Origin of the sequence: Nitrospira sp. (assembly GCA_029194665.1) — a bacterium.
In the GTDB taxonomy this organism is placed as follows: domain Bacteria; phylum Nitrospirota; class Nitrospiria; order Nitrospirales; family Nitrospiraceae; genus Nitrospira_D.
The window spans coordinates 148,172-173,976 of sequence record JARFXO010000003.1 but is presented as its reverse complement, the minus strand read 5'-3'; the positions used below and the strand labels follow the sequence as shown (position 1 = coordinate 173,976).

The 25,805-nt window shown below is 55.7% G+C and carries 26 protein-coding genes; 4 read left to right on the top strand and 22 right to left on the bottom strand.

What is annotated here, in order from left to right; genetic code table 11:
* Positions 1-147: 147 nt before the first annotated feature.
* The 17 genes from P0119_10260 to P0119_10180 all read right to left on the bottom strand — a co-directional run bounded on the left by P0119_10260 (position 148) and on the right by P0119_10180 (position 16,225).
* Positions 148-453, bottom strand: coding sequence for a type II toxin-antitoxin system RelE/ParE family toxin (locus P0119_10260; protein ID MDF0666436.1), 306 nt, complete (start codon positions 451-453; stop codon positions 148-150).
* Complete coding sequence (locus tag P0119_10255; protein ID MDF0666435.1) at positions 450-683, bottom strand: addiction module protein; 234 nt, start codon at positions 681-683, stop codon at positions 450-452. Before P0119_10255 ends, P0119_10260 begins: the two co-directional genes overlap by 4 nt.
* A gap of 208 nt (positions 684-891) precedes the next feature.
* Positions 892-4,002, bottom strand: a complete 3,111-nt coding sequence (locus P0119_10250; GenBank protein MDF0666434.1) for a hypothetical protein — start codon at positions 4,000-4,002, stop codon at positions 892-894.
* A gap of 9 nt (positions 4,003-4,011) precedes the next feature.
* Positions 4,012-5,298, bottom strand: coding sequence for a DUF2130 domain-containing protein (locus P0119_10245; protein ID MDF0666433.1), 1,287 nt, complete (start codon positions 5,296-5,298; stop codon positions 4,012-4,014).
* Positions 5,299-5,568: 270 nt separating this feature from the next.
* Positions 5,569-6,051: a flagellar assembly protein FliW gene (locus P0119_10240; GenBank protein MDF0666432.1), complete on the bottom strand. Its 483-nt coding sequence runs from the start codon at positions 6,049-6,051 to the stop codon at positions 5,569-5,571.
* A 10-nt stretch (positions 6,052-6,061) separates the two neighbouring features.
* Positions 6,062-6,307: a carbon storage regulator CsrA gene (csrA, locus tag P0119_10235; GenBank protein MDF0666431.1), complete on the bottom strand. Its 246-nt coding sequence runs from the start codon at positions 6,305-6,307 to the stop codon at positions 6,062-6,064.
* 72 nt (positions 6,308-6,379) lie between these two features.
* Positions 6,380-8,149 (bottom strand): flagellin, encoded by a 1,770-nt coding sequence (locus P0119_10230; protein ID MDF0666430.1) that lies wholly within the window; start codon positions 8,147-8,149, stop codon positions 6,380-6,382.
* 16 nt (positions 8,150-8,165) lie between these two features.
* Positions 8,166-10,190 carry a flagellar hook-associated protein FlgK gene (gene flgK, locus P0119_10225; protein MDF0666429.1) on the bottom strand — a complete coding sequence of 675 codons (2,025 nt, stop codon included), beginning with the start codon at positions 10,188-10,190 and terminating at the stop codon, positions 8,166-8,168.
* Between the two features lie 6 nt (positions 10,191-10,196).
* Complete coding sequence (gene flgN / locus P0119_10220) at positions 10,197-10,703, bottom strand: flagellar export chaperone FlgN (GenBank protein ID MDF0666428.1); 507 nt, start codon at positions 10,701-10,703, stop codon at positions 10,197-10,199.
* Positions 10,704-10,779: 76 nt separating this feature from the next.
* A complete protein-coding gene (gene flgM, locus P0119_10215) occupies positions 10,780-11,085 on the bottom strand; it encodes a flagellar biosynthesis anti-sigma factor FlgM (GenBank protein ID MDF0666427.1) in 306 nt (101 codons plus the stop codon).
* Positions 11,086-11,171: 86 nt separating this feature from the next.
* Complete coding sequence (locus P0119_10210) at positions 11,172-11,522, bottom strand: rod-binding protein (protein MDF0666426.1); 351 nt, start codon at positions 11,520-11,522, stop codon at positions 11,172-11,174.
* Positions 11,523-11,572: 50 nt separating this feature from the next.
* The gene (locus P0119_10205) at positions 11,573-12,712 is read right to left on the bottom strand and encodes a flagellar basal body P-ring protein FlgI (GenBank protein ID MDF0666425.1); all 1,140 of its coding nucleotides are present in this window, start codon (positions 12,710-12,712) and stop codon (positions 11,573-11,575) included.
* 19 nt (positions 12,713-12,731) lie between these two features.
* Positions 12,732-12,998: a hypothetical protein gene (locus P0119_10200; protein MDF0666424.1), complete on the bottom strand. Its 267-nt coding sequence runs from the start codon at positions 12,996-12,998 to the stop codon at positions 12,732-12,734.
* Between the two features lie 14 nt (positions 12,999-13,012).
* Complete coding sequence (locus P0119_10195) at positions 13,013-13,729, bottom strand: flagellar basal body L-ring protein FlgH (GenBank protein ID MDF0666423.1); 717 nt, start codon at positions 13,727-13,729, stop codon at positions 13,013-13,015.
* Positions 13,730-13,736: 7 nt separating this feature from the next.
* A complete protein-coding gene (gene flgA, locus P0119_10190; protein ID MDF0666422.1) occupies positions 13,737-14,537 on the bottom strand; it encodes a flagellar basal body P-ring formation chaperone FlgA in 801 nt (266 codons plus the stop codon).
* A gap of 10 nt (positions 14,538-14,547) precedes the next feature.
* Positions 14,548-15,339: a flagellar basal-body rod protein FlgG gene (flgG, locus tag P0119_10185; GenBank protein MDF0666421.1), complete on the bottom strand. Its 792-nt coding sequence runs from the start codon at positions 15,337-15,339 to the stop codon at positions 14,548-14,550.
* Between the two features lie 115 nt (positions 15,340-15,454).
* On the bottom strand, positions 15,455-16,225 hold the full coding sequence (locus P0119_10180) for a flagellar hook-basal body protein (protein MDF0666420.1): 771 nt from the start codon (positions 16,223-16,225) through the stop codon (positions 15,455-15,457).
* 308 nt (positions 16,226-16,533) lie between these two features.
* Between P0119_10180 and P0119_10175 the strand changes: the two genes are divergently transcribed.
* The 4 genes from P0119_10175 to P0119_10160 all read left to right on the top strand — a co-directional run bounded on the left by P0119_10175 (position 16,534) and on the right by P0119_10160 (position 19,383).
* Complete coding sequence (locus P0119_10175; GenBank protein MDF0666419.1) at positions 16,534-16,791, top strand: hypothetical protein; 258 nt, start codon at positions 16,534-16,536, stop codon at positions 16,789-16,791.
* Entirely contained in the window at positions 16,761-17,633 is an 873-nt protein-coding gene (locus tag P0119_10170) for a hypothetical protein (GenBank protein ID MDF0666418.1), read from the top strand. The genes P0119_10175 and P0119_10170 overlap by 31 nt, the downstream gene beginning before the upstream one ends.
* 163 nt (positions 17,634-17,796) lie before the next feature.
* Entirely contained in the window at positions 17,797-18,720 is a 924-nt protein-coding gene (locus tag P0119_10165; GenBank protein ID MDF0666417.1) for a hypothetical protein, read from the top strand.
* Between the two features lie 60 nt (positions 18,721-18,780).
* Positions 18,781-19,383 carry a hypothetical protein gene (locus tag P0119_10160; GenBank protein ID MDF0666416.1) on the top strand — a complete coding sequence of 201 codons (603 nt, stop codon included), beginning with the start codon at positions 18,781-18,783 and terminating at the stop codon, positions 19,381-19,383.
* Positions 19,384-19,623: 240 nt separating this feature from the next.
* Here the strand turns inward: P0119_10160 and P0119_10155 are convergent, their stop codons facing one another.
* The 5 genes from P0119_10155 to flhA all read right to left on the bottom strand — a co-directional run bounded on the left by P0119_10155 (position 19,624) and on the right by flhA (position 25,803).
* Positions 19,624-20,352: a GGDEF domain-containing protein gene (locus P0119_10155; protein MDF0666415.1), complete on the bottom strand. Its 729-nt coding sequence runs from the start codon at positions 20,350-20,352 to the stop codon at positions 19,624-19,626.
* 334 nt (positions 20,353-20,686) lie between these two features.
* Positions 20,687-21,436 carry a FliA/WhiG family RNA polymerase sigma factor gene (locus P0119_10150; GenBank protein ID MDF0666414.1) on the bottom strand — a complete coding sequence of 250 codons (750 nt, stop codon included), beginning with the start codon at positions 21,434-21,436 and terminating at the stop codon, positions 20,687-20,689.
* 24 nt (positions 21,437-21,460) lie between these two features.
* Positions 21,461-22,330: a MinD/ParA family protein gene (locus tag P0119_10145; GenBank protein ID MDF0666413.1), complete on the bottom strand. Its 870-nt coding sequence runs from the start codon at positions 22,328-22,330 to the stop codon at positions 21,461-21,463.
* 19 nt (positions 22,331-22,349) lie between these two features.
* On the bottom strand, positions 22,350-23,699 hold the full coding sequence (gene flhF / locus P0119_10140) for a flagellar biosynthesis protein FlhF (GenBank protein ID MDF0666412.1): 1,350 nt from the start codon (positions 23,697-23,699) through the stop codon (positions 22,350-22,352).
* Between the two features lie 7 nt (positions 23,700-23,706).
* Positions 23,707-25,803: a flagellar biosynthesis protein FlhA gene (gene flhA / locus P0119_10135; GenBank protein ID MDF0666411.1), complete on the bottom strand. Its 2,097-nt coding sequence runs from the start codon at positions 25,801-25,803 to the stop codon at positions 23,707-23,709.
* Between the last annotated feature and the right edge of the window lie 2 nt (positions 25,804-25,805).

Below are 25,805 nucleotides of genomic sequence, written 5' to 3'. Positions count from 1 at the left end.
TTGGTTCCATAATTACGTCGCGGGGACTGAGCCCATACTTTCACCCTTGCCAGCATTGCTGAGGATGTGGGTTGGGCGGCTCCAGCTTAGGCCGGAACTCATTCCTAATCCAGACGAGTTCGAGTTTCTGCTTGGCGTTGCGATCGCTCACGAAAGGGACCTTCTGGTTCTCGCGGTCCAGTACCCGGGCTTGCGCTTGAGGTGCATAACAGCCGCGACATAGACCGTCTTGCCTTGTACGGCATAAATCAGGCCATAGGGAAACCGTGGGATCAGATACCTGCGGAACCGTCCCTTGATCTTGCGCCACATGAGCGGATGCCGGACAATCTCCTCGGTTGCCGCCTCGACGTCGGCTAGGAATGCCTTCCCCAAACCGGGCTGACTGTCCTCGTAGAACGCGGCGGCGTTTCGCGCTTCCGCCAGCGCTTCGGGGTCAACGAGGAGTTTCACCAACCCAGATCCTTGCGAATCTGTTTGAATGCCCGTTCGACCGGCACCCCTTTTCGTGTCCCACGTCGCCAAGCGGAAAACCGGCGCTCGGCCTCCTCTACCCAAGCTTCCTCCACCTGGGTCAACGGCTCTTGTGTCACACTTCGCATCAAACGTTCAGCCAGAACTTCCCGGTCCTTTGCCGACAAACGAACCGCTTCGCGTTCGATTTTGAGCAATGCTTTACTCATTCCCCTTTCCTCCATTCGGTTCTGAACTCACTCCATGATGAGAAAAATGATGTCGCTTGGCCCCTAGGGCCGGGCTCGTTCTCCCACACGATGAGTCGGTTGTCGTAATATGTCGCGGCCCGTGACTCTGTGCGGGATGTGATAAGACTTCTCTGGGTCCTCCAGCAGGATGCGCGGCTCCAGCTTGAGCCGGAGTTCCTTCACGATCTTAGTGATACTTGCTGCGGCGGTTATCAAAAGCTGGCTTCGTACCTTCGAGCACGTTAACGACATGGACGTTAATTATTGGGTTTTCAATTGAGCCTGACACGTATGTAATCTTGGACGACTGTTTCCGGTCAAATGAGCAATAGATCACCTGCTCCGCATCGCATACTACGGCCAAATTGGGATTGTGAGTCACCATAAATATTTGCCGCTTCTTCTTAGCCTCATTAAGCACCGGCACTAAGAGATTAACCACGGTTTCGTTATCCAGATTTTCTTCTGGTTGATCCAAGATGATGGGATTGCGACCCTTATCAACTAGCAAATAGAAGATGAGCAGGAGCGCTCCGCGCTGACCGGGCGACAGCTGCTCAATCTGAGTATCTTGGAACAAGAGGGAGTAGCGAGGCTCTAGAAAGGAGAGCCCAAAGATTAGATCGTAGACGTCCACAGATGTCTTGTTTACTCCGCTTGGGGCTTTCGCTGTTCGAAGAATCGATGAGATCCCAACAATGCTCGGATTCCCACCGTTGGCTGCTGCAACGATCTTGTCATGTAATTCAGTAACAAATTGGAGCGCTTGGTCCCTCTTGCTGAGATCTAGCTTCTCCGCAACTCGCTTTACAGCAGCATGGCTTTCTTCGTCGCCCTTGAACTCACCAGCATTTTGCTTGATGAGCGTAAAGAGAGCTGTAGATAGCGCATCGGTCGATCCGCCGAGAGTAGCTTGAAATTGAAGTTTGTATTCATCACGAATCAACCGGTTACTTTGAATTAGATCTTGTACAGGCTTGAACAGCTCCTCGCGAGCCTTACGTTGAGCTTCCAGAATATCAAAGATTTCTCCTGCCATTCGGAGGCGTTTCGTCCTCCGATCTGTCAACGCTGAAGGTAGTTGTTCTAACTGAGTAATTCTTGCTTCAACTCCCTTTAACGTATCCGGGACATCACCGGCGCCAGTCAATTCAGCAAGCTTCTCCTGCCACGCCTGGATGGCTCTTAGGCTTTGCTGGTATCGAAGCTGCGGCTCGTTCAACTCTGTATTGAGAAGCAATTGCTTCTCCAGCAGCTGTTGCTTTTCCTGTGTATCCGCCTCAGTCTTCTCATCGAGCCCTTTTCGTTCGAGAGCGATTTCTTGGATCACTTTATCAAGTGGTCCCTCGTTAATGGTTAATGTGGCGATTGCAGACAGTTCCAAGCCGAGTGTTTGCAAGTCGGAACTCGTCTCTTGCTGAAACGTTTTGAATTGGCGCTGGAGGATGCGAAGCCGCTCTCGGAGCGATTGTACTGCCTGTGCTTTTGCTGTCAGATTAGCAGTTGTTGTTGTCGCGGTGCGTTCTCGAACTTCAATTGCCTTGAGTTGGTTATCAATGTTCTCGAGGGCAGTGGCGGCTTGTTGCTGCTCGACTGTTAATTGCTCCGAGGGTTTAGGCTCCGCCTTCGGAGAGATTTTCCTATGCTCTTCGATCTGCTTCTTTTTAAGAGTTAGCAATTCTTCAAGGGACTTCCTGACGCCTGGTTGAAGCTGCGCTTCAATCGTTTCAATTTCCTGATTCAAGCGCCTCAATTCTTTGCGATACTCGCTTAGTTGATCTCTGTAGCTACTTTCTTGTTGCTCAATGAGTTGACTGAAATCGAGTGCTTTCTGACGGATAGCGACACCCGTATGGTCAAAAATTACAGCCCTAAGCTCATTCTCGAAAACGTCCGATTGCCCAGACACATGGTCGTTACATAGCTTTTCGAAGTGGGCCTGTGGAATATATCGCACAAGCTCTACGGCTGTGGGTTCAGGATCTTCAGATAGCGCCTTCGCCTTGCTTTTGGATTGATCGCACCAAGTCATTTGCCCTTTGAAGTGCTTTGCCAGCTCTTTCGGCTTCGCACGAAAACGTTTGGGCGAAAGAAAAGAGAAATGATGATTTTGTTTGGAGTCTCCGAGAAGTGCGATTACGTCTGCGAGTGCGCTCTTACCACTTCCCTTGTTGCCTATGATTGCAACCAAATCTGGGCTTAAGGACAGATTACAACTTGAGAGCCAGTCGTCCGCTACGGATGAACCTGTGTTCTTACTAACTTCGACTCTATCGATAAAGTAAGTCTTGTTTTGTTCAACCTCTAGCAACTTGGGTGGGCGCGTACCGATGAAAGAACGCTTTGCTGGTTCCTTTACCGCTTGAAGCAATCCCAGAAAGGTGGGGTCTGCCTTAATCCAAGTCACTTTAGAGGAGGGAAAAGCGCCGTAGCCGCGCTTATCGTTGTTACCAGCGTCCCCCACGAAACGATGGGCGTCACTGCCGGACACAGCCAGTCTTGGCTGGCCCAAGCTAGCCTGAAAGCTTTTTATCCATTTTGAATTACCTGGAGTTTCCTCACCCACGAATGCTCCTCGGAGGTCACCGTTGCGAGTCTCGAAAATTGGCGACGAGGTGAATAGCCTCAAGAAGTAAGCATAATGATCCTGCCATTTGACTTCCGAAAGACCATCACTCGTGTCATAGGGCATGAAGCCGATCGCCTGACCCTTCGGTACCTTTTCGATAGCCTTTTTATAGCTTTCACAGTTTATCTCGGCGATCGTTGCACCTGCGAAAAGGGCGCTCTGGTCGTCGCCATCTATCTTGGTTTTCTTGAAGCCGTGGACTTTCAATTTGTCTTCGCTGACTTTTCGAGCGAGATCGATAAGTGAGCTGTCAGATAGCGGCCTGTTAATAATTTCCACTTGAAGCGCAGACTTAAAGTCGTGAAGAACCTGCTCGTCAATCTGATCAGAGAACAATACGTGGGCATTTAGGCGGCAGGGGGTTGGAGCGGCTAATCTCAATTCAATACCTGGAAACACTGTCTTTGTAAGCTTGTGCGATTCCGATTGCTGCAATCTCCTCTTTAGAGTAAACCAACCTTCGAACGTCCAATAATCCATGATGGCATACACAGCCGGTTCAGCTGCATTTAATGCCGCGATCATTTCATCAGTCAGATCTTGATTCTTCTTGGAGCCAGGAGTGGATTCGAACCGCGTACCTTGCCAGTGAAATGATGCAGGCGAGTGAATATGGAGATCCCATTGTCTCCACTCAGCGCCTCGCTCATGTTTCTGCTTTTCGGACATGATTCGCAATTACTCCGAAGTGAAACCTTTGCTCGCAGAGTCGCTCTCCAAGAGAGGTAGCTCAAGCCCTTCTATTTCCTGGATCGTCTTCCCGGCAATCCCCTGCAGATCTCCGTACATCCCAGCCGTGGCCTGCATGACTCGATCAATCTGTTCTTCCCTCTTGGCCCATTGTTTGATGATCGCCTTCTTCTCTCTATCGAGATCCTCCTGCATCGAAGAGAAGGCCTCGACGATGGCTTCGACTCGCTGACGGAAGCGTGGGCCTGTCAGGTATTGATAGATCATTTCCGTTTTGGTTTGCTGACCCTCCGAGGCTTGGCGAGCCGAGGCGACTTCGATGAGCGTCTGGCGGAGCGTCAGGGCGAGAGGAAGTACCGTCTTCGTGTGGGTGACCCACACGTTTTCGACCAAGCCAAAGGTTTCGACTTCCTTCGGGAGCGATTGGCTGACGATGACTGCAATCTCGGCTTTGGCAGCCCGCTGGTCTTCGCGCAACTTCGCGAGCCAGCCATCGCTCCAATTCTTGGTGCGTTTCGATTCCCAGATAATGGTCCCGCAGGACTGACCGTTTGTCCCCACGACACGCTGAAGCGCGTCTCCGCCATGTTCCCCTTTGGGAACCGGCTCGATTGTGTCTCTCGGAAATTTGGTGCGAAGGAGCGCTTCCAACTCCAATTCCTGCACTTCCCCCTGCAACTGCTGAGATCCCTGTTCAGCCTTTCGTTTCAGCTCCTCAATCTGCTTCTGCATCGAGGCAATAGTTTGTTCTTTCTCCAATACCTTTAGTTTCAGCCCTTCCTCGGCTTCTTTCTTAGCTTGTTCCCTTGTCACAGCGAGCCCTTCCTGGACTCGCTTCTCGACGGTCAGATCCAGCTCGCGCTTGGCATCATCCAATTCTCGCTGCTTTCGGAGGAGATCGGCCTGTGCCTTCTGCGCCTCGGCCAGCTTCGTGTCCCGTTGCCTCAGAATGTCGTTCAGATCAGCAACTTCTTTGGCCTTTTGGTCGAGGTCATTTTGTAAAGCGAGCTTCGCCTTCTTCCCCTCCTCGATCGCAATCCTGCCTCGCTCGTGCATGAGTTTCTCAGCCACCTGCTCATCGAGTGCCTGCTGGGATTTGGAAAGAACTTCCTCCCGCTCACGTAAGGCTGCATCGCGTTTCGCCACATCGGCATCTTTCTGAGCGAGGCGTTTTTCGTACTCGCGGCGTGTAGATTCGATCAGTGGAGCAGCAAGCGACTCGGTCAGCTTGATCTCTGTCTTGCAGCTTGGACAAATGATGGTTGGTTCACTCATTTCAGATTTCGTCCTCATCGTATCTACAAACGGCTTACCAATAACGGCAGCGAGGTGAATCTTACACGAAGTACCTGTCTTGAATGAGAGTGCGCATGCCCAAAGCTCTTCCGAAATCAATTGATCGGAATGAACCCATCGAGAGTGCTTACCGCTTTTCATCCGAGAAAGCAATCATTCCGAAGCCAGACCTGCCAAATCAGGCTAGACATTCGGTCGCAGGAGGTTCGTGAACTACAGGAGTATCAGAACAGTCAGGGTGCGTATCGTCTAGACGCGACATTCTACAGGGTGAGAGGCTTGCGCCATCTCGGATGATGAAGGTCCGGAGACGGGAAACAAGGGGTGCCGGGTGGGAAAATCTTCCGAGAGCACTAACTGCTTTCCGAGTTTGGTCTTGTGGCTGATGACCAGCGGTCCTCGCAAATTGGCGGTGATCCGACCTGGGTCGTCGGATGGGATGGTCAAAATCACAACCAGCGCGAGATCTTCTCTCTCCCTCGCTCTGATTTCAGCCCAGGCGTCGGTGGGAACGTCGACCTGATAACCTGGATGAAACAGGGCAGGATCCATGATCACAAATGCCAGCGTCGATTCTTCAACCGATTGAAGCCACTTGAAGGGGGCATCGGTGTCATGATCCAGCATGACATACCGCTGCTGCTCAGGAAAACCGAGCAGCCCTGAAGGAAACGTCAAGATGCTTTCGGCGCGGACTTCGAATGATCCAAAACGAGTCGATGTGCACTTCACGATCGTGCCCTCACGAAGCAATCCTGGTTTTTGAAGGGATCAAGCGACGCAATGCATCGATGGGTACCACGTGAGTCTTCGCGGCCAATCGATTCTCCTCTTGAATCCTCACATAGACTTCTTCCCGATGGACCGCAACAGCAGGCGGCGCTTCGATTCCCAGACGGACTTGGCCGCTTTTCACCCCGAGCACGACCACACGGATGTCGGGACCGATCGTGACGCTTTCTCCACATCGACGGCTGAGCACCAGCATACCAGCCTTCCTTGGCCAATCGAGGTCGCACAGAACTATCGGCCATCATCCGAACAATCTTGAGGTGCGACTTCAACGCAGATGTTTCAGAAGAGAGTTATCGAATAACCGACCGAGCGTTTCGCCCGCTGCTTGAATGGCATACTCCTGCAGAGTGAGATCTGAGATGGTTCGTGCCAGGTCGATATCTTCGAATGACGACAACTGGTTAGTGGACAAGTCTTTTGACTCCGCCAATGCTGAAGACGTAGAGTCCAATCGGTTTGCTAACGCGCCAATGGTGCCCTGCGCTGCAGACACCTGACTGAGGGCTCGGTCGAGGCTGCCCAAACTCTCCGCGATTCCAGCTTTGAAATTTCCCCGGAGTGCCGCGAGGAGTTGTTGCACCGTATCGAACAGGTTGACATCGGAACCACTGAACACCTCATTGCCCGGCACGTTGGTGGGAACGACCTCTCCGTCCGCCACTTCGATCTGATGGCTACCGGAATCTCCAGCGTACTGAGTATGAGTCAGGACATGAAATATGTCCCCCGCAGCCGGCGCCGATACGCCGTTGGTTATGCGAAACCGGATTCCGTCAAACTCCATAGGAGCTCCTGACGTGTACGTCTGATTGGCGAGCACGGTTTTCGGGGCAATTGCGACAGCGAATCGATCTCCGGTCGCGGGTCCTCCTTGTTGCCCATTTGAAAGCACCAGGCGGAGGCCATCGAATTCGATGGCGCCGCCCGACAGGTAGGAGTTCCCGGTCGAAATCGTGGCTCCCGTGGTCGTGTTCAAGACGGAATACTGGGATGCTGAAGTAAACTGTATTTCATACGTGTCGAGCGTCACTCGCTGAGGGTCGACGATTCCGGCATCAGTTGCCCCAACGCGACCTGCATTGGCAGAATTTGGAGCGACCGTGACCGGTGCCGAAACATTGACGACGTCAAAAGTCCCAGGCCCACTAAACCTCACAACATAGTTATCAAAGGACGTCGTACTCGTATTGACGATCTGCCCTTGCGAGACTGATGCTCCACCGCTGTTGCCCGCGGCCGCATTCGTCGTCACTGTCGCAGCGAACGTCGATCCGCCGGAACCGGCACTCCCTCCGTTGAATCCAAGCAGGGTGCGAGCGGAGCCGCCCAATACTTCTATGTTTGACGTTGGACCGTCAGAATTTGAGGCGATGACCAGCCTTCCGTCGGTGTACGTCACTGAAGCGCTTTTTCCCGCCGCGATCAGAGTGGAATCGGCATTGATGCGGCTTTGCACCCGAGCCGCCAATTCGGTTCCACTGAGAGTCTCGGTACCGCCGGTCAAATCGATCGTACCCGATGTCACGCCATCAATCCTCACCGTCAAGGTATCTGCAACGCTGTTCGTCAGCGTCACAGGTGTCGACAATGTCAACCCCGCGGCGAACCCGTGCCGGCTTGTCCCACCGAAGACCGGTTGGTTTTCGTCAAACTCGGCGTTTCCAAGCTGGAGCAGATGCTGGAGCAACTCTTTGATTTCATGTGCGCCGGTGGCTCGCTCTGTCACGCCATTGGTATCGGACGCATACTGAACCGCCAGCTGTCTAATACGAGCGAGCGTCGCGGTCGTACCTTGAAGAGAGGCATCAGCCAGCTCGACTCTCGTGGTGGCGGTCGAGACATTGCGAAGTCGCTGTTCAAGTTTTACTAATGTCGCTTTTTCTCCGACGATTTGATGGAAACGGCCGGGATCGTCGGAGGGTTGCAATACCTGCTTGCCGGTAGCGAGATGTTCCTGTAGTCGCAACGCTCTGGATCGAGCTTGTTGATAACTGTTGACCAGAAACCCGAAAACCTGTTGCTCGGTTACTCGCATAGCCGTGTGACTCTCCCTATCGTTTGAGCGAGATCAAGGTCGACATCATTTCATCGGCAGCAACGATCATGCGTGATGCGGCCTCAAATGCCCGCTGATACTTGAGAAGATTGACCAATTCCTCATCGAGCGAGACACCCGACACTTGGGCACGGAAGTTCTGTAATTGCTCATGACGAATTTCCTCCGCATCAAGGCGCTGACTCGCCACCTGTGAGGCCACTCCAAGGTCGGTCGCGGTTTTACGGTAGGCGTCGAGGAGCGTGGCATTGTCGAGGCCGGTGAGAGTTTTTGACTGGAGCGCAATCAGCGCCAATCCGTTCTGATTGTTCCCGGGAACACCAGCGCGCGTCGAGGAGAGCGCGATTTTGGACGGGTCTGATAGCGAAACGGTCACATCACGGGCGGCATGCTCGCGCGAGTTAAAGCTCAGAACGTCGTTGGCGGCGGGCACCCCATTAACAGTCACCGCAATCCCATCGACATGAAATGTTTGAGGGCCGCTGTAGGTTCCAGCTGCAGCCGTGCTGGTCCCGGCAGACAGGCCCAGGCTCGCCCTAGCCGTTCCACCGATCACATCCACGGAACTCGTGCCTCCGACGGAACTCGACTGCAACACCAATCGGTTCGTCGTGCTGTCGAACAGCACTGTCACCCGTCGGCCGGCCGCAGCAAGCGTCGAGTCCGCGTTGATTTTGCTCTCGAGTTCAGCCGCCACCGCCGCACCGGAGATATAGGGCCGTCCTGGTGATGCGGCACCGTTCAGTGTGATGCTTCCCGATGTCGTTCCATCTACCGTCACCACCAAGGTATCATTCGCTCCTGTGGCGATGTTCAACGGCGCATCGACGGTTGGAGAACCGATGGCGGTGCCTGTGTAATTGCCCTTGATACCGGTCCCGGTTGTTGCATCGACGAGCGCATAACTGTTGGCCCCAGTGAACCTGATTTCATAGTCATGAAAGGTCAAGAGACTCGGCGCGGTCACTACTCCATTGCCGACTGAACCGGTTCCAACATTCGTCGTAGGCGCTTTGGTCGTGACCGATAAGCCGGAGAAGAAGTCCTGCCCGGTAGAACCGTCAAGGCCATACCCCAGGCGGTGAATTTGGTTGACCTCATTCACCAGAGATCCGGCTAACGCATCGATTCCCTGTTGGACCGAAGGAATCGTCCTGTCTCGTACGTCCAAGAGTCCGCGAAGTCTCCCGCCGGCGATCAAGTGGTTCACGACACTCGGCTGAGTTCCTCCGATGTCGTACCCGATATCCAAGAGGCCCTGGTTGTCCGAGGATTCCACCCCGACCAGATTTCGCGTCGTTTCATGATCGACCAAGACCAGTCCGCGGGCCATGAACACCGAAACAGTGCCGTCAGGCTGTTCGAGAGTCGCCACGTCGATCCTCATGGCTAATTCATTGATAGCCAAGTCCCGCTGATCTCTGAGATCATTGGCGTTCTGACCGCTGACCTCAGCGGACTTAATCTGGGTATTAAACTCGGCGATCTTTTTCGTCAGCCCGTTGATCTCTCGAATGTTGACACCGATTTGCATGTCGATGGCACGGCGACTCTCGGTTAAATCCGCATTGATTTGATGGAAGGTACCTGCCAACGTCGAGGCCTTTGCCACCACAACCGAACGCGGGGTGACCTGAGAAGGCGTGGTAGTTGCGTCCTGCAGAGCCTCAAAAAACTCATCCAGTTGTCCAGCCAACCCCTGCCCGCGAGTATCACCAAAAAGACTCTCCAACCTCTGTAGTTCGTCTCTCGCCACGGTGAATTGGCCCAAACCTTCTTGAGAGTTCGTCAGTTCCCGATTCAAAAATACGTCCACTGCCCGTCGTATTTGCTCAATTTTTACGCCGGTCCCCACTTGCCCAGGGTTGCCGTCAGCAGGCCGTTCTTCTGTTAGGACGACTTCCTGTCGGGAAAAACCCGGCGTGTTGACGTTGCTGATATTGTGTCCGGTAACGGTCAACGCCTGTTGAGCGGTGAAAAGAGCGGACTTCGCGACATCGATTAAGCCGTTCAGTCCCATCGATCGTCAGCCCTCCCGCCTGATCAACGCAGCCGGCATTCCGCTACTGCTTCGAGAGCCCGACACTGTATAGAGGTCTTCACCTAGAGGTGGTTGGCGGTGAGCCTCCATTGCCCGAATGAGAAACGATTGAATATTCTTAATCAGTATCTGATTGACCGTGATGTCGTGCTTCACCCCCCGGACTTTATCCGCAAGCCGCTCATACTGCTGTATGATTCCCTCTGCCTGCGGACTATGCGTTCGGCCTAGAATTTCTGTCAGCGTTCGCCCGGTTTCCGGCCCGCGATAGGCGCTTGCCAGGCGATCCAGGACCACATCCAGCTCTTCCCTGAGAATACGAAGGCTCTCAAGGATCGTGATCCTTGAGTGATTGATTGACACGAATTCTTGGAGTGCCAACCGCTTGATGACCTCTCGCTCTTGAACGATGTTTTGCGCGAGAAGGTCACACTGAACGGATTCGCGGGTGAGGATATTGCTCAACTCATCGAGAGAGATTGACTCATTCACAATCGGCAACCTGCCCATCCATGGGCCAACACGCAGACCCGGTTGTTGGTATCGAACATCCGCAGGTCGAAGAGACTCACAGTATGGCGTCGGTCAGAACCTGCTTAATGAGAGCATCTCCAACCGCACGGCCACTGACATCGTAGGTGCCGCTGTCAAGAGCGCGCTTGATGCGCTCCACATGCTCAGCTCGTTCAGGATCAGGCTGATTGGCCAGCTCCCGAATCCGTTGAAGCTCCTTCGCCTGGGCGGAGATTTGAACCTCATCTTTACGCACCTGGGTGCTGGCAGCCGCTTGTCGCACCCCTGAACTCTCGGTGTCCTGAACCCCAAGCAACAGTTTTGCAAGATGATCTACTTTCCCATGACCTGAAATCTGCATGTTGCCGCTCCTTCCTCGGCCCGCTTCTCCCAACGACCGTTCTGAGAGAAATATGGATGTATCTCGGTCGAGCTTCTTATCGGTTTCTACCCTGAAGAACTTGAGTGTTCCAGCGAAGATGAGCCAAAATGTTGTTGTGCATAATCCTGGACCATCCTCGCAATGCCTATTCCCTCGGATTCGGCCGCCCGCCTCCCAATCTCCTCATCATAAAATGAGTAAAAATACGCTCCCTGTTTGTTGGCGACGGTTCCTTCAGGAACCGTTTCTCTCATCACCTTCAGCAAATACGAGATAAAATAGGCCTCGAACTGCCGCCCGGCCTGGACCAGTTGTTGACGTGCCTCAGCAACGTCCTGAGACTTTAAAGGATCCGCATGAGGGGCAGGACTAGAACGTGAGAACACATGGTCCATATACAACGTCGCATCCCCCATAAAATGGCTTCTGTATGGTTCTATATTATTCATATATATCCATGCTATGATTAAATTACCTCAAGATTAGCCTGAAGTGCTCCGGATGACTTGAGGGCTGAGAGTATTGCGACAAGGTCGCGCGGCGTCACTCCCACTGCATTGAGAGCCCGCACGACCTCTCCCAATGTCACGGTCTCATCCACCACCATAAGCCGCGATTCCTGCTCCTTTACCTCCGTCTGCACATCCGGTGTGACGGTGGTCTGTCCCGCCGAGGAGCCGATAAGCGGCGCCAGGGGCTGCGACACGTTCAACGTGTTTTTCACCGAGATGGTGAGATTACCGTGAGAGATCGCGCATGTGGAAATCCGCACATGCTCTCCCAACACCACTGTCCCGGTCCGCTCATTGACGACGACTTTGGCCACAGCATCGACGGTCACATCAAGCCCCTCGATGGAGGCTATATACTCGACGACGCGGCCTTGAAACGATTGAGGAATCGTCGCTTTGATGGATCCGGCATTCACGGCCGATGCACTGCCTTTCCCGAAGGTACTCTCGATGGCTTCGGCAGTCCTGATGGCAGTCGTGAAATCAGGTTGCCGTAGGAGTACGGAAACCGTTTCCCAAGAGTCGATGTTGACCAGCAGCTCTTTCTCGATGATGGCTCCCCCCGGAACTAAACCGGCCGCCTGATGATTCTTGGCGACTGTAGCCCCTCCCGGGCCGCCCGTCCCGCCGAGAAAACCGCCGATGGAGACCGGCCCCTGCGCGACGGCAAACACTTGTTGGTTTGCCGCCTTCAAGGGTGTGAGCAAGAGTGTCCCCCCTTGCAGACTCTTGGCGTTCGCCATCGACGACACGACTGCATCCAGCGTCATCCCCGGCTTCGAAAATGGAGGAAGCTTGGCGGTGACCATGACTGAGGCGATATTTCTGGTCAGTAACTGGATGGGATCGATCACCAGGTTCACGCCCATTTTGTTCAACATGGACATCATCGCCTGAATCGTGAACTGTCCACCGATCACTCGGTCGCCGGTACTGTCCAGACCGACCACCAAACCGTATCCGATCAGCTGGTTTTCGCGCACCCCTTCGATCACGCCGATATCCTTGATCCTCACTGCATCGGCGCTGGAGGGAATTAGGAGACAACCAGTCAGTATCAGCACGCTCAAGGTCGGGGCAAGTCGTGTGAACATGCGTGAGTACTCAGTCTCGCTACGGACGTTTAGAAATGGAGAACTGCGACCGACGAGCAAGTAGAAAGCGCGCCAGCCATCCCTGTTCAGGGACCACTTCTTTCACCGAGTCACGATCAACATCTTCCAGCATATGGAATTGCGTCCTGCTCTCGGAGGAGGGGGGATCAAAGTCAGCCCGTCGTACGACTCCACTCTGCACCATCATCTGCAGAGTGTGAGGATTGAAGGGACGCCGCTTGGGAATCCCCCTCCTCGTTGTCGTGCGTCTCAACGAAGCCGCCATGGCAGACTCCCTCCTCAGAACGGATAGACCCAATCGAGAATGCGAATGAACCACCCTGGTCGCTGCACGTCGTCAAGCACACCGAGACCGGAATATTCGATTCTGGCGTCGGCGATGGCGGATGATAGAACCGTATTCTTTGTATCAACATCGACTCGCCGCACGATGCCGCCGATGCTCATCAACTGCTTTTCGCTGTTGACAGTCACTTCACGACGCCCCTCGACACGGAGATCGCCGTTGGGAAGCACTTCGGTCACGATCGCGGAAATGGTCCCGGTTAGAGTCCCTTCACGACTCGTCGCGCCTTTTCCACCGAATTTATTACTGGCGCTGGCGTCGATTCCCATCCCCCGTCGAGTCTCATCGCTCAATCGTATGCCCGGTATTCCGATATATCCCATCGCACTGCCGACGAGACTATTCTTAATCGTCGACTCGCGTTGGGCCTCCGTATCCGCCGACTTCGATCCTTTGTGTTTTTCGACGATCTTTACGGTAAGGATATCGCCGATGCGCATCGCGCGGAGGTCCTCATAGAGATAGGCCCGCCCGTTCTCTTCTTGCCAGAGCGAACCCACCGTCTTCGGCGGCGGCAATGGAGCCACGACGACTTTGCTCGCGACATTCGGCGGACTCGAACATCCCTGAAGGAGCAGCACCGCAATGACACCAAGACCCGTGGATCGGCAAGGCAGGCTTAGGTTAAGGGACAGAGCGAGAGTCACCACGATTTTTCTAGAACTCCACCTGAACGAGATTGGGAGCAATGACTTTAGCCCTCAGCTCTCTGCCGGAATCCAGATTGGCGACCATGATGGTCTGCCCGATTTGTCCGCTCGATTTCGTCACGCCATAGGCCCGAATCGAGAGCCCCCCACGTCGCGCTTCGATGAGGACTCGATCGCCCTTTTTGATCACCAACGGAAGCTTCACGAATGCGGCGCGCAACGGAGTATCCGGCGGAAGAGGTCGTGAGGCGCTTTTTCCTATGACCTCACCTTGATCCGTAATGAAAGGATGGTTGACCTGATGAACCTTCATTCCGACAGTCTTGAGATCTCCCATCTCGATCAGTTCGTCGGTCTTCAGCAAGCGGGTCGCCACGACCGCATCGATCATCGCCGCAATATCAGCCATCACTTGGATCGTCCTCAGAGGTTTTCCGTTCGCCACCGCCTCTACATGAAACAGGCGCCGGCCTAAGCCTTCTTCCGTGGGGCCGGGAATAACATGTAATTCCACCGTCCCACCGGGAATCATCACAGGGTCAGCTGGTTCCAGGACCGTTACATGCACGGTCTTGACCTTGCGCCCCCACTCGCTCTCCAGATGCTTCTGAATGGCCTTCCTAATCAGATCGGGACTGACCTCGCTGGGAGCCGTTCGTTCCACAACGCTGTCGGCCGCGCGATGAATCGCAGTTCGAGACATCGGCGAAGTCGCGCGAGATTCGCCACTCGGTCCCGCAACTACCGCCGTCACATCGAAGATTCCTGGCAAAAGGAGCATGATCAGGATCGGTAAGAATCCGGACATGAGGCGCTCCTTATCGTCTGAGATTGTTGGCAATGGCCATCATTTCGTCGGATGCCTGAATCGTCTTGGAGTTAATCTCGTAACTTCGCTGGGCGATGATCATGTTGACCATTTCCTCGGCGAGGTTGACATTCGAGCTCTCCAGGAATCCCTGCTGAATCGTGCCGAATCCGGTGGTGAAGCCGCCTGTCCCCTGTGTTGGAGGTCCCGATGCAAAACTGTCGATAAAGAGATTGTTTCCCATGGCGACCAACCCGGAAGGATTGTCGAATCGTGTGAGTTGAATCTGGCCGACCTGTGACGCTTGCGTCACGCCGGGAAGTAAGACCGAGACCGTGCCGTCCTGACCGATATCCACCTTCAGTGCGCCGGACGGAATCGTGATGACGGGGTTTAGTAGATCGCCATCACCGGTCACAAGGTTGCCCACGTTGTCGCGTTTGAAGGAACCATTTCTGGTGTACATGATCGTTCCGTCGGGACGAGACACTTGGAAAAAGCCGTTGCCGTCGATCGCCAAGTCCAGTTCGTTATTCGTTTGACGCATATTGCCTTGCAGCCATTCTTTCGCCACCGTCGTTGGACGCACCCCGGCCCCGACTTGGATGCCGACGGGAAATACGCCCACGTTGGATGCATTCGTGCCGGGAAGGCGTTGAATTTGATAGAGCAAGTCGGCAAATTCCGCCCGGCTGCGTTTGAAAGAGTTGGTGTTGACGTTGGCGAGGTTGTGCGCGATGGTGTCGACATTGATCTGCTGCGCCGTCATGCCGGTCGCCGCTGTCCACATGGCACGAATCATAGAATCCTCCAGAGCTGAAGAACTGATCGCAGATAGCTGATCGCAAGAGATTTCATATCAGTTGAAATCCAGGCCTTGCCCTCGGCTAGTGGCCGTCGGCGATACACATTCCGTCTCATAACACCCGCCCTACGTCTTGAATCGCGACCTCAGCCATCCGATCAAGCGTCTGAATTAGTTTTTGTGTCGATTCATAGTTGCGCATGCCCTGAATCATCTTCACCATCTCGCCGATGGAATTGACGTTGGACTCTTCGATGTGTCCGACCTGAAGCTGTGGAGCTTTGGCGATTTTTCCCTTGTCGGAAGAGAATAGGCCATCCGATGATTTCTGCGGCATCTCGTCCTGGTTGAATTCCATGACTTTGATGGTCGCCACAGGTTTATCATCAACTTTGATGGCTCCCTGTGTCGTGATCTCCAATTTGCCGGGAGGAACCTTGATCTCACCCATTGTTCCCATCACCGGATAGCCGAGTCCGTTCACTAACCGACGATCACGATCGAGCGAAAACATACCGTTGCGGCTATAGCGAGTTCCTTGTGGAGTATTCACTTCAAAAAATCCGGGGCCTTGAATGGCAATGTCCAGGGCATTGCCTGTGAGTCTGATCCGACCCACTTCAAACGTCGTCTTCATCGCGTGTGGGGCCACAAACGCACGTTCCGTAACCCCCAAGGGTCTGGCCATCATCTGCTGGGCCAATCCTCCAGTTGGACCGCCGACCGGAATCACTGCATGGTATCGAGAAAAGATGGTTTTAAAGGCCTGCTCATCCTGTTTGAAGCCGGCGGTATTCGCGTTGGCCATGTTGTTCGCGAAGACTTGCATCCGCCGCTCATGGGCCAGTGCTCCGGACAAGATGGGATAGATACCTCGATTCATGCTGCCGACTCCTTTGGCTTTCGAACGAGGGACAGCAACCCCCATGCCAGGGTCGCCGACGTGAAGCAGCTGAAACAGGCTCGATTACACGGTTCGAAATGATCCTATTTTTCCGTGAGATGCAAGGAAATGGACAACGCTGCAACAGGAGTGACGGACGTCGTCGCGTCTTAGCTGTAGAGCTCTAGGCTATTCCTGCCAGGCCCAGAGAAAAATATTCCTAGTAACGTCCAAACAAACCTCTTGACATCCGTTGGCGGAAGGTATAAGTAGTTGTCCTGAACCATTCGGTTCATCCGAGGTGCCACATGGCCCTCCAAGTCCGCCATCCGTCGTCCCCCCTCACGCCTCGGCTTCCTCGCTTCATTTCATCTCAGCGCTTCGCCGATATCGCGGATCACGTAGAAGACCACACCACCCATGCGCGCCATCATCCGGACCTCCCTCCCAAAGCGAGCCGATCCGATCGTGAGGAGGCTCTCGCGACCAAGCCTCCGGCTGGAAGACCCACCATCCATCACGAAGAAGGCGCACCATGCGTCACCCCATCTCTCTGCGACTGCTGACCATCACGCTCGTATTCCTCGGCCCTCTGTGCAGTATCGAAGCAGCCGTGTCTCCACCAAACCCGGCACCGGCTCTGTCGAAACCTCAGATCACCGCGACCCTGATGCGGTTGCCGCTCCAGTTCGAGGCCAATCAGGGCCAGGTGGATGAACAAGTCAAGTTCCTGGCTCGCGGCACCGGCTACCGCCTCTTTCTCACCCCATCCGAATCGGTCCTGGTGCTGCAACAGCGGGAACCGGCCACGGAGCCGGCTCAGCGGAAGCGCGGCGAGCCCACCGCCAGACCGGAGCCGCCGGCGATCAAGCAGGCGGTCGTGCGGATGAAATTGGAAGGCGCGAATCCCACGCCGACCGTGGACGGCATGGAACAACTTCCGGGGATCGTCAACTATTTCATCGGCCATGACCCAGCCAAGTGGCGGACCAACATTCCCACCTACGCTAAGGTCCAGTACCAGGATGTCTACCCGGGCATCGATCTCGCCTATTACGGGAACCAGGGCACAGTGGAGTATGACTTCATCGTGGCGCCGGGGGCCGACCCGGATCAGATCAGGCTGGCCTTCGAAGGGGCATCCGACATCCAGGTGGCGGACAGCGGCGATCTCCTCCTCGCGACCGAACTGGGCGACGTGCTGGTCCAGAAGCCGCTCGTCTATCAATTGGATCAGGATGGGCACAAAACGCTCGTCGCCGGGAACTACCTCGTCGAGCGGAAGGCCGCCAACCTGCCCTCCGCGCGGTCCACTTCCGGGTGGAGCCTCCTCACATCGTCGGGCGTCCGCCTCCGAGATTGGCCGCTGGGCGTGCCTAGGCCAGACTGCGGCAGCGAGTATTCCTGAAGAGCCCGGTGCGGGAAAACCGCACGCCGGGATCTGTGGGGGGGGCGGTCGGGTAACTGGCCGTCCTACCGCGATGGCGCCAATAGGAATGAGGTTGCGTTGTTGGAGGCTGCCAAGAAGGACAAAAGCAACCTCAGCGAATGAGAGGAAAGGAGGCTCGAAAATGCGAGCAATGTACGTTCTCTCGGTTCTCTTTGTGGCATCGATCACCTCGACGGTCAGGATCCAGAGCGCCGGTGCGATGCCGATCGTCGATCTCCCTGGTATCGTGTCGGTCACGATCTGGGAGGATACGCGGGTTCTGCTGACGGACCCGCTCAACGAGGTGACCATTCCTCTTTCGGATAACCGGCTCTCGACCAGGCTTGCTACGTTGGATGCGTCGAACCATGACTTCGCCGTATTCCGTAGCGGCTTCGACGAGTTCTACGACTTTTTCTTCTCGAACGCCGATAGCAGGCCCAACCCGAGGGGCGCCTTCCTGACGGTCGAAGTCAGGTATAATCCGACCTCTTCGTCCAATGGAGGCAACATCTCGGCGGTCGCCCTGAACTTCCTCGATGGCCGCAGGGTGTTCGCCAACTTCGTTGCGAGCTTCGTCGTCTTGGGTCCGGGAGATGCCAAAACGGTAGTCTACGCTGTGGACGGAGACCTCGACACGGCGACGCTCCTCGGCAACACGCTTGGCTCGGACCAACGCCTCAGATTGACCGTAGGCTTCCCTCCCATAGTCGTTGAAGTCCTCATCGACATCCGCCCCCGCAACTGCCCGAACAGCATCAACCCCAAGAGCGAAGGGAGGATCCCGGTGGCCATCCTAACGACTGACTCTTTTAATGCCGCGACTGTCCACCCGACCTCAGTCCGCTTTGGTGCTACCGGCACTGAGGCTACTCCAGTGCAGACTGCCATGGACGATGTCGATGAAGATGGGGACACCGATATGATCCTCCACTTCGATACCCAGGACACGGGCATTGTGTGTGGGGATACCGACGCATCGCTCACAGGAGAGACCGTCAGCGGGCAGAAAATCGGAGGATCTGATTCCATCAAAACGGTGGGGTGTAGGAAAGGTTTGGGGTAAGGGGTCAATCACACATCCGGCGCCTGCACAAATGGGGTCGGTTTCGACCCGGATGCCTTCGTGACACAATTCACGGCCATGGGCGCCCTGGCCTACTCCACCATCCTGGGCGGCGGTGATCGTGGGTTTGGCATCGCGGTGGATGGGAGCGGCCAGGCCTATGTGACCGGCGCGACTGGCCCAGGGTTTCCCACCCTCAATGCGAGCCAGCCGGCTCACGGAGGACATTTCGAGGATGGCTTCGTGACCAAACTCAGTGCCTTGGTGACGAACCAGTCTCCCGTCTGCAGCGTCGCCCAGGCCAATCCCGCCGCGCTGTGGGCGCCCAATCATCAGTTGGTCCCGATCGCCATCATGGGGGTGACCCATCCGGAAGGGGATGCGGTGACGATCACGGCCACCGGCGTGACCCAGGACGAGCCGGTCAACAGCAAGGGCGACGGCAAGACGAGGCCTGATGCGGTGATTCAGGACGGTGCCGCCTCGGTGCGCGCCGAACGAGCCGGGAACGGCAACGGCCGCGTCTATCAAATCTCGTTCAAGGCCGAGGACGGCCACGGCAACTCCTGTAGTAGCGCGGTCACAGTCGGCGTGCCCCATAGCCAGAAGAAAGGGCTGACCGCGATCGACGACGGCCAACTCTACGACTCGACTATTCCATAATCCGTCCCGATCTCATGAAGAGGAGGGCTGCCGCTTGTGGCAGCCCTCCTCCGGAGTCTGCTTTTGTGGCTCCAACAATTCGTCCATTTTTTCAAACGACATATTTGGCTCCGAGAGCCAGGCATCATACAAAGGCGGCATTTCTTCGGACAACGGAAGGATGGAGCTTGCAGGTGCTCACGCGGATTTTCGGGATTGTCAGGAGTAGGCAAGAAAAGCAGAACAGGGTTGCGGCAGGGATTACTTCATCGAGATCATGGCTCGCGGCTGCCGATCTGCATAGGCCAGGCTTGACGACGAAGAAGTAGTTGTAACGGGATCCGATACAAATGCAATGGACTCATCGGCTGTTTGCCTCTCCGAGAGGGCTCGTGACGCGGCTTCAAGGAGTGCCTCTGCTTTAGCCCCCGGTTGCGGCCCCACGATTCCATCAATTCGACAGGAAATCAGCAACTCCTGACCTTCGATCAACAGTGGGAGTGCGATGGTCTTCTGGATTTTCTCAGCAACCAATTGAGCCTCATCCGGTGATTCGAGGTTATCGGCGATCACAGCGAAGGTGTATTCGTCCAAGCGTGCCACCACGTCGTGCGGTTGCAACGTGCTCTTAATGCGGGCGGCTTGCACTCGCACGACCAGAGTCACATTTGGTGCGGCTGAGGTAGACAGTGGACGGAACTGTTCCAGGGTACATACCAAGACAGCGACGTGCCGCTGAGTCGTCTCAGCCCTGCTCAGGGCCTGTTTGAGAAGTACAAGGAAAAGCCGTTGAGTTGGAAGACCGGTCAGACTATCGTACGCCGATGGCGCACCATCCTGCTTGTGCCGCGCAAGGTCCTGACTATATGACCAACGCAAGAGTCCCGCCACCCCAAATCCGGCAGCGATGAAAAGGCCCATCCATCCGATGATACGCTGTAGGGAGAGGACCTCGGCCACGCTGGATGAACCGGCGGGTGTTGTCTGCATCCACGCGATGCTGACGCCGCAAGCTGTTGCCGAGGCACACCACCATGCTAGAGAAGGTGGCCGCGACCGTGAGGACCCATGGTGTGATGCCTTCCAGTGCATCGTCGTGATGGCTGATGGAGGACCTGACTTGAATTCGGAATAAACGGAGAGACGATCCGTGTTCGAGCCCGATGCGATGAATTTCCCTTCAATCCACCAGGCCCCTGTCGAGATCTCGTCCAATAAGATATCGGTTTTTTGACTCAGAACTGAAGGTAGCGATCGCCGGACATCGCGATCGGCATCACAACGAAGCCGATGAGGAGCCGACTCAGTCGGTCGGCCGATTCGATCAATTCGGTTTTTGCAAGTGCGCCTTGAGCCTGATGATGGCTTTGGTGTGGATTTGACAGACCCGTGACTCAGTGACTTTCAGCAGCTCGCCGATTTCCTTCATCGTGAGCTCCTCGTAGTAATACAACGTTAGAACGAGCCGTTCTTTTTCCGGCAACGATTGGATAGCCCCGGCGAGCGATGCTCGTTCACGTTCGTTGACCAATGAGGAAAGGGGATCAGGCGTGTGTGTATCGACCAACATCTTGACCACTTTGTGCCCGTCCGGCTCATGAAGATTTAAGTCGTCCACGCTGATCATCACTGCCCCCCTAGCGCGTGTAGTGAAATCATCCAGCTCTTCCAAGGACATCTTCAGTTCTGCCGCCACCTCCTCATCCTGCGGCGGTCGACCCAGTCGGCTGATGAGCGCTGTGTGAGTCTTTTGCAGCAGGCCGATTCGTTCATGAACCGATCGTGGGATCCAATCCATCGAACGAATCTCATCCAGCATGGCTCCACGGATTCTGAACTCCGCGTAGGTCTTGAACTTCGCTTCTCTGGTCGGATCATACCTGTCCATGGCATCCATGAGTCCGATGGTGCCGACCGAAATCAGATCCTCCGCGTCCAAGTACGCGGGAAGCCGGAAGGCCAGACGGTGGGCCATTGCGCGAATGACATGGGCGAACTCCTTGATGAGTTGTTCGCGCCTGACTCCCTGGGCCGAAAAGGATTGCCGCTCCCGTGGCGAGGCTGTCTTGCTCATGATCTTCCCTTGTCCGATCGGGTTTCAGTTGCCCGCCGACGTTGCCGCTCGTTGCCAGACGAGCTGTACGGAACTTTTTGGGAGAGCAGGCCTCGGCCACTGGAGTATCTGTTGTGCTAACCGCTTGAAGGCTTGGGCTGCCGGGGCATCGGGGAATAACTCCGATAGCGCCCTCTGTTGCATGACCGCCAAATGCACATAGTCGTCATAGGGGATCGCTCCGACCAATTCGACGGTCACATGAAGAAAATGATCCACCGCCACATCCAACTTACCGAACACCTCGGCAGCTTCGCGAGGACTCTTGGCCTGATTCACCAGCACTTTGAAACGGCGTTCCCGATACTGGCGGGCCAAGACTTTGATCAGTGCGTAGGCATCGGTGAGCGATGTCGGCTCCGGCGAAACGACGATCATTGTCTCATCTGCCGCAGAGGCAAAGAAGGTGACGTTCGGCGAGATGCCCGCACCGGTATCGATCAACAGCACGTCCATCTCTGAGGTCAGCTGCGCCAGTTGCTCCTGGATCATCAACTGTTGGGCTTCAGTCAGCAACGTGAGGCGCGGCACACCGGAACTGGCCGGAAGGACATGGATGCCCCCCGGACCTTTGAGCACGATCTCGTCGAGCGTATGGGTACCCGCCAATACATCTTCGATGGTATGCCGTGGAACCAGCCCCAGGAGGACATCAAGATTCCCCAAACCGAGGTCGGCATCCAAAATCAGCACGCGCTTCCCAACCCGCGTGAGTGCGACGGCAAGATTCGCGACCACATTGGACTTCCCCACGCCCCCCTTGCCGCTGGAGACCGCTATGACGTGGGTGGACGAGCCACCTTCCCGACTCAAATCCTCCGACATCAGGACAGACTTTCTTGTTCCGAACGGCATATGACGACCTCCAGCCAGGTTATCCATGGTGAATTCTTGCTTCCATTACAGCAGGAGTTGCTTCTGAAGATTGAACCGACCGATTGACAAACACCTGAGAACCGGTGGAGCATTCCGCAGTGAGCAGCGCCGCCAACCGATCGGATGAGGCCACCTCGATATCTCCCGGAACTCGCCGTCCGATGCTCCAGTAGGAAAGAGGCACTCCGGTTTGATACATCACTTCGAAGATGGTACCGAACGATTCCGTCTCGTCGAGCTTCGTGAACAGAAGACGCAGCTGCGGCAGATCACCCAGGCGCCTCGTGATCCCACAGAGGTCCTGCTGTCTTGTGGAAGCCTGAAGAACCAAATGCGTCGTGACGACCTTTTTTGGCAGAAGCTTCTGCAGTTCATAGACCAATGCCAAGTCACGCGGCCCGATCCCAGGCATGTCGATCAGCGCAAGGTCTACCTGAGTATGGCGACGGAGCCCTTCATGAACTTGTCGAGCCGACAGGGCGCAAGCGAACGGCACACCCACGACCTTGGCATACCGGCGCAACTGTTCGACCGCGGTTTCCCGACAGGTATTAAAGGTAATGAGGGCGACGGATCTCCGCTGCTCGAGACGATAATGTGACGCCAGCTTGGCTACGGCAGCGGTCTTCCCGGCTCCGCTCGGCCCGATCAGTACACCGATAGAAGGAGAGCCCTCCCCGTTCAGGAGTGACTCGCTCGTTCGCACACGCTTCGCGATTTCACGCTGTAACGCGCGCCGCATCGACTCAGCGTCCCATGAACCGACGGCCTGTTCAGTCATGCCAGCCTCGTGCAAGAGTAGATCCGCGGTGGAGGGAGTCATCCCCCGCTCGATAAGCGAGCGACGCAGCCACTGCGGCATGGGCGACGGCTGACTTCCGATTATTCTGCTGTCCTCCCGCGAGAGATCTTCCAACAAGCGGCCCAATTCATTCATCACGGTATGTAGATGCCGCCGGCGATTCGGCTTCAGATGTACCGTAGATGGCTTCAACGAGGCAGACTGCTCACCGATAGGCTGTGTCGTCGTCTCACAATCAGGCTTCAACACTCTCTGCAGTGTCTGTTGAAAGGTATGTAAGGTCTGCTCGGACAGCGCGGAATCCGACCCGGCGTCAGACGGTTTCGCAGGAGAAGCTTGTTGCACCTCCTTACTTTGAAGAAACCGTTGTCCGTCATGATCGGAGGCGGCCATCACTTCCAGAACCGGTCGATCGAATGCCCGTACGATGCGCCCCCCCTCACGCACTTCTTTCGCCGACAAGATAATGGCGTCCGGCCCCAGTTCTTCCTTGATGTCGCGCATGGCATCCTGCATGGTGAGCGCGTGAAATGTCTTAACCTTCATGGTTTATCTATGTCGGCTGCGCCAACTCCAGGTCGATCCGCACCGTATCTAGCGACTGCAGACGGACGAAGGAATCCACTTCATTGAGTCCCATCACGGGAACGCTATGTAACAGACGATCGCTGTGCCGACGGAGATGGCGGCGCACAACCTGAGAGCACAGCACGATCGGCTGCTGCCCTCGCGCTGCAACCCGTTCAGCTGCTTGTTTGAGGCCGGTTAACAGCTTATGCGAGAGGGTGGGATCAAGGTTCAACGTGGCCCCGGGCGGCAATGCCGCCGCTTGTTCCGCCAACGACCGATCCAGTCGGGGATCCAAGGTGATCACCTGTAAACTGCCGTCAGGCGCTTGATACTGTTTGGTGATGGTTCGGGCCAACGCCTGCCTCGCATACTCCGTGAGGACTTCCGCATCCTTGGTGTTGGTGGCCTGATCGGAAATGGCCTCGAGGATCGACCGGAGGTCACGAATGGGAATGCCCTCCTTGAGAAGGTTCCCGAGAACCCTGACGACCGTTCCGAGCGGCAGCAGCGTAGGAATAAGCTCTTCCACCAGCTTCGGATGCGCCTTGCCGATTTCGTCCAACAGGGCTTGAACTTCCTGCCGTCCCAACAATTCATGGCCATGGCGCTTGATCAATTCAGAAAGATGTGTGGCGATCGCTGAACTCGTATCGACCACGGTATAGCCAGCCATTTGAGCCTGCTCTCTGGCAGCTTCCGGTACCCAGAGCGCCGGTAACCCGAATGCAGGCTCCTTCGTCGGGATGCCCTGCACCAAACCCCGTTGGCCGGTACCAGGATCAATCGCCAACAGATTCCCCGGTAAGACGTCAGCCTTGGCCACCTCCACCCCCTTCAACATGATGGCGTATTCGTTCGGGCGCAGCTGAAGGTTGTCACGTATATGGATCGGAGGCACGACAAAGCCCATCGATTCCGCAAATTGTCGCCGGAGCGCTTTAATCCGATCGAGTAGTGCGGTGCCTTGTGTTCCCTCGACGAGTCCTATCAAGCCGTACCCCACCTGGACTTCCATGAGGTCGAGCGGAGTCACTCGGGTCTGGCCTTCCTCGACCTTCGGAGCGACGGGACTGGGAATCGGAGCTGCTTGGACCTGTTCCTGCTGATGGAGTTGGTAGGCGATCCATGCGATAGCGCTCCCTAACGCTAAGAACGCCACATGCGGAAGCCCCGGCACCAATCCAAGCGCGAGAAGAATACCAGCAGCAATGCCCACCGGTTTGGAGGACATCAACAGTTGTCGAGTCATCTCGCTCCCTAAATCCGTTTCCGAGGCGGCACGAGTCACCACGATGCCGGCGGCGGTCGACACGATCAGGGCGGGAATCTGTGCCACCAACCCCTCACCGACGGTCAGCACCGTATAGGTTTGAGCCGCGAGCGCCGGACTCATGCCCTGTTGCAAGATCCCGATCGCCAAGCCACCGATGATATTGACGAGTATGATGATGACGGCGGCAATGGCATCTCCGCGAACGAACTTGCTGGCACCGTCCATCGCGCCGTAAAAGTCCGCCTCTTCCGCAATCTCCCGTCGACGGCGGCGCGCGTCCGCCTCATTGATCAGGCCGGCATTCAGATCTGCATCGATGCTCATCTGCTTTCCCGGCATGGCATCCAAGGTGAAGCGGGCCGCAACCTCCGCCACGCGTCCGGCGCCCTTCGTCACCACGACAAAGTTAATGATGACGAGAATGGAGAACACTACCAAGCCGACCGTGTAATTGCCCCCGACGATAAAGTTCCCGAATGCCCGAATGACTTCCCCTGCCGCCCCTGCTCCTTCGTTCCCATGCAGCAAAATGAGACGCGTGGAGGCAATGTTGAGGGACAGCCTGAACAAGGTGATCATTAAGAGGACCGACGGAAACACCGAGAAATCGATCGGACGCCGTACTTGGAGTCCAACGAGCAGGATCACGACCGACAAGGTGATGTCGAAGCTCAGCAACAAATCGAGCAGGAATCGAGGCAAGGGCAACAGCATCACCATGAGAATCGCCACCACCCCGACGGATATGACCACGTCCGGATGCTTGATCAGCTGGTTTCGTTCGACCGGTTCTATCGCCGTTGCCATAA